The sequence below is a fragment of the Spirillospora sp. NPDC049652 genome (assembly GCF_040675125.1).
GTDB lineage: Bacteria > Actinomycetota > Actinomycetes > Streptosporangiales > Streptosporangiaceae > Spirillospora.
On the sequence record NZ_JBFAOF010000716.1, the window covers coordinates 1 to 3,888 of the forward strand.

Sequence of the window (3,888 nt, forward strand, 5' to 3'; positions counted from 1 at the left end):
GGTCGGCGCGCGTAGCGCCCGTAGGCCGACGGCTTGAGCGGCTGGGTGACCGCCGACTCGTCCGGCGAGACGCGCGCGGAGGTGTCGGCCTCCTGGGCGGCCGTCTCGGCGGCGGTCTCGCGGACGCCGACGACCGCGAACCGGCCGAGCGCCACCGCGGCGAGGAAGACGATGACGACGCCGAGCGCCGAGAAGCCGGTGAGCTGCTCGGCCAGGTGCCGTTCCTTGGTGGCGCCGAGCGGGTCGCCGATGCCGTTGACGTCCCACAGCACCGCGACCTGCGTCCCGATGACGAACCAGGCGCCGCCGAGCGCGGCGAGCCATCCGCCGGCCGAGGCGATCACCCGGTTCCTGGCGACCAGCGCGACGAGTCCCCCTAGTGCCGTCGCCGCTCCGGGCGCGATGGACAGTTCGAGCCGGTCCGTCCCGTAGATCCATGTCTGGTCCGGGTGGAAGCCGAAGTGGGCGTACGGCCCGACGAACGGCAGCAGGGCTCCCCACAGTCCGAGCAGCACGAGGAGAACCCCGCTGAAAGCCCCCCGGCTTCTCGGCACTCGCATGGTCCCGGTCATCTTCGACGCCTCCCGACCAGGTCGGACTCTCAAGTTTTATGCCGCCTTTACCCTCCCTCCGTCCCTTCATGCGGGCGCCGCCGGCCGTCCCGACGACCTGAGCGGCCGTGGGGCCGAGCATGCGTCACCCGACGGGGCGGGCGGAGCCGGAGGGGTTGTCCGGGTCGATGTGCCAGCTGATGACGCGGGACGGGTGGATGCGGATCAGGTCGTCGCTGAAGAAGCCCTTGCCGATGTGCATCTCGCCCTTGACGAGCTCGGCGCGGCCGCGGATCTCGACGCCCCGGCCCCAGCCCGGGCGGACGGCGTCCGGGTCGTCGGCGGAGGTCATGTCGTCCACCAGGAACGAGACGTCCGGGCGGGCCTGGGCGTTGCGGTACTTGCGGCTGGCGGCGTTGTCCGGGCCGCCGATGTCGATGGTGCCGTCGTCGTTCAGGCGGAACCCGACCGGACGCACGTTCGGCGTCCCGTCCGGGCCGACGGTGGCGAGCCGGCCGAGGCCCTGCGTCGACAGGTAGGCGCGCTCGGCGGCGGTGAAGGGCGAGGTGCTGTTCGTCATGCCCGCGACGGTAGGACCTCAACTCGCCTTGAGGTCAACCGGACGCGCGAACGCCCGGCGGACGAACGCGCCCATGCCGGCGATCGCCGCGCGGGACTCGGGCAGCAGCGGGCCGAACATCTGGAAGACGTGCAGCTGCCGGTCCCAGACCTGCAGCGTCGTCGGGACGCCCGCCCGGACGAGCCGCCGGGCCATCGTCTCGGCGTCGCAGTAAAGGAGTTCGGTCGAGCCGGCCGTGAGCAGGACGGGCGGCAGCCCGGCGAGGTCGGCGCGGATCGGCGAGACCTTGGGGTCGGTGAGGTCCAGGTGGCCGAGGAAGCTGCGCACCAGCCACTCCAGCAGCGGACCGGGCGCGGACGGGTCGAGTTTCATGTTCGCGTGCGCGAGCTTGTCGCCGAGGTCCATGTCGAGCATGGGGGACAGGGCGACGAGCGCGGCGGGCAGGGGCAGGCCGTCCTCGCGGGCGCGCAGCGCGGTCGCGAAGGTCAGGTATCCGCCGGCCGAGTCGCCCATGACGACGATGTCGGAGGCGTCCCGGTCGTCCAGCAGGCTCCGGTAGGCGGTCAGGCAGTCCTCGACCTCCTCCTCGAACGGGACGGCCGGGATCATCCGGTAGTCCACCGACAGCGCGGGGACCCCGGCGGCGGCGCTGAACCGGGACACCATCCGGCGGTGCGTGTTGAGGCCGCAGCTGACCCATCCGCCGCCGTGCAGGTACAGGATGACCTTGTCGCGGTCCGGTCCGACGCCCGGTCCGTGCGTCCACTCGGCTCGGAAGTCGTCGAACCGGACCGACTCGAACCGCGCCCCGCGCGGCGGGCGGGCGCGTCCGGCCAGCCGGTCCAGCATGGCGGCCCGGCGCAGCGCCCGGTCGTCCGGCGGCAGCGCCGCGGCCTTCGCCAGCCGCGGGCGCAGGACGCTCCGCACGCCCGCGGCGACGGCTCGCGACCGCAGGCTCGCGCTCCCGTGCTTCTCGATCACCAGCGTGGCGGGTTCCGCACGGGTCACGTCCGCTCCTCACTTCCGGCACCGATTTCCGAACGAGATTCTAATCGCTCCCTTCCGTGGAGGGGGAGGTGTGAGTCTCCGTTTCGAGCGGTTGTGTGGCTAAGCAGCAGATGCGTGCTGGATTCGATGATGTGCCTGGCAAGTTCTTAGGCCTGTCCCGGATAGAGGTGGCATGTGCGAGGGTTTAGAGTTGGCGGCGTGACGAGCTTCCGGATCAGCGAGGCCGCGGCCCTGCTCGGGGTCAGCGCCGACACCGTGCGCCGCTGGGTGGACGGAGGGCGGCTGCCCGCCGTTCGCGACGAGCATGGACACCGGATCGTGCCGGGGGACGCCCTGGCCGCCTTCGTCCGGGGCCAGGCCCGGGAGCCGGGGGAGAGCTTCTCCTCCGCCCGCAACCGGATGCGCGGCATCGTCACCGACGTGGTGCTCGACACGGTCATGGCCAAAGTCGAGATCCAGGCCGGGCCGTTCCGCATCGTGTCGCTCATGAGCCGTGAGGCCGCCGAGGAACTGGGCCTGGAGGTGGGCGTGGTCGCCGAGGCCGTCGTGAAGTCCACCACCGTCGTCGTCGAGCGGCCCGACGCGGGCTGACCGTCCGCCGAAGCCCGCCCTGTGCTCGAACCCCCCGAGGAGTCGCTGTGCTGAGACGTGTATCCGTGGCCGCCGTGGCGGCGCTGCCCCTGCTGGCGCTCGCGGCGTGCGGCAGTACCGGGGACGGGAGGTCCGGCGGCTCGGGCGGTCCCGGCGGGAGGACGCTGACCGTGTTCGCCGCCGCGTCGCTCACCGAGACGTTCACCCGCCTCGGGAAGGACTTCGAGGGGACGCGCCCGGGCGTGAAGGTCCGGTTCAACTTCGGCGGCAGCTCGACCCTCGCGCGGCAGATCACCCAGGGCGCGCCCGCGGACGTGTTCGCGGCCGCCAGCGGAACGACGATGAAGACCGTGGCCGACGCGGGCGACGCGTCCGGGCAGCCGACGGTGTTCGCGAAGAACCGGCTGGTCATTGCCGTCCCGAAGGGAGACCCGGGGAAGGTGCGGGCGCTCGCCGACCTGGCCGCGCCCAGGCTGAAGGTAGTGCTGTGCGCCGAGCAGGTGCCGTGCGGCGCCGCGGCCGCGCAGGCGCTCGCCGCCGCGCACCTCACCGTCCGGCCGGTGTCGCAGGAGCAGGACGTCAAGGCCGTGCTGACCAAGGTGCGGCTCGGGGAGGCGGACGCCGGGCTGGTCTACCGCACCGACGCCAGGGCGGCCGCCGGGCAGGTCGAGGGGATCGAGTTCCCCGAGTCGGCCAAGGCGGTCAACGCCTACCCGATCGCCGCGCTCGCGAAGGCTCCGCAGGCCGCGCTGGCGGGGGAGTTCGTCCGGTACGTCCTGTCGCAGCCGGGGAAGGCGGCGCTGGGCGAGGCGGGATTCGAGGCACCGTGACCGTCCTGCGCGGGCGGCGGACGCCCGCCGATCGGGGGCGGACGGTTCGTGGACGAGTGGGCCGGACACACCCGCCGCTCGTGCTGCTGCTGCCCGCGCTGATCGGCCTGGTCTTCCTGGTGCTGCCGCTGGCGGGGCTGCTGGTCCGCGCGCCCTGGAGCACGCTCGGGACCCGGCTCGGCCAGCCGCAGATGCTGGAGGCGCTGCGGTTGTCGCTGGTCAGCGCCACGATCGCGACCGGGCTGTGCCTGCTGTTCGGGGTGCCGCTGGCCTGGCTGCTGGCCCGGGTGCCGTTCCCCGGCGTCCGGCTGGTACGGGCCCTGGTGAC

Annotated in this window: 5 protein-coding genes and 1 pseudogene; 3 read left to right on the top strand and 3 right to left on the bottom strand. The window is 73.1% G+C overall.

Annotation, left to right across the window (positions count from 1 at the left end):
- The 3 genes from AB0J52_RS31240 to AB0J52_RS31250 all read right to left on the bottom strand — a co-directional run.
- Positions 1–515 (bottom strand): hypothetical protein (locus tag AB0J52_RS31240; protein WP_500186331.1); only part of this gene is annotated, 515 nt, incomplete at its 3' end.
- 181 nt (positions 516–696) lie between these two features.
- On the bottom strand, positions 697–1,131 hold the full coding sequence (locus tag AB0J52_RS31245; RefSeq protein ID WP_500186333.1) for a PPOX class F420-dependent oxidoreductase: 435 nt from the start codon (positions 1,129–1,131) through the stop codon (positions 697–699).
- 18 nt (positions 1,132–1,149) lie between these two features.
- Positions 1,150–2,139 carry an alpha/beta hydrolase gene (locus AB0J52_RS31250; protein ID WP_500186335.1) on the bottom strand — a complete coding sequence of 330 codons (990 nt, stop codon included), beginning with the start codon at positions 2,137–2,139 and terminating at the stop codon, positions 1,150–1,152.
- A gap of 198 nt (positions 2,140–2,337) precedes the next feature.
- Between AB0J52_RS31250 and AB0J52_RS31255 the strand changes: the two genes are divergently transcribed.
- The 3 genes and pseudogenes from AB0J52_RS31255 to AB0J52_RS31265 form a co-directional block, all read left to right on the top strand.
- On the top strand, positions 2,338–2,730 hold the full coding sequence (locus tag AB0J52_RS31255) for a helix-turn-helix domain-containing protein (RefSeq protein WP_500186336.1): 393 nt from the start codon (positions 2,338–2,340) through the stop codon (positions 2,728–2,730).
- A gap of 50 nt (positions 2,731–2,780) precedes the next feature.
- Positions 2,781–3,560 (top strand): molybdate ABC transporter substrate-binding protein, encoded by a 780-nt coding sequence (gene modA / locus AB0J52_RS31260; RefSeq protein WP_500186338.1) that lies wholly within the window; start codon positions 2,781–2,783, stop codon positions 3,558–3,560.
- 56 nt (positions 3,561–3,616) lie between these two features.
- Positions 3,617–3,888 (top strand): annotated as a pseudogene (locus AB0J52_RS31265) (molybdate ABC transporter permease subunit); the annotation flags it as partial.

Bases quoted from the DNA above. Each gene is read 5' to 3' on its own strand.
- AB0J52_RS31245 (WP_500186333.1), bottom strand. From the start codon at position 1,131: ATGACGAACAGCACCTCGCCCTTCACCGCCGCCGAGCGCGCCTACCTG.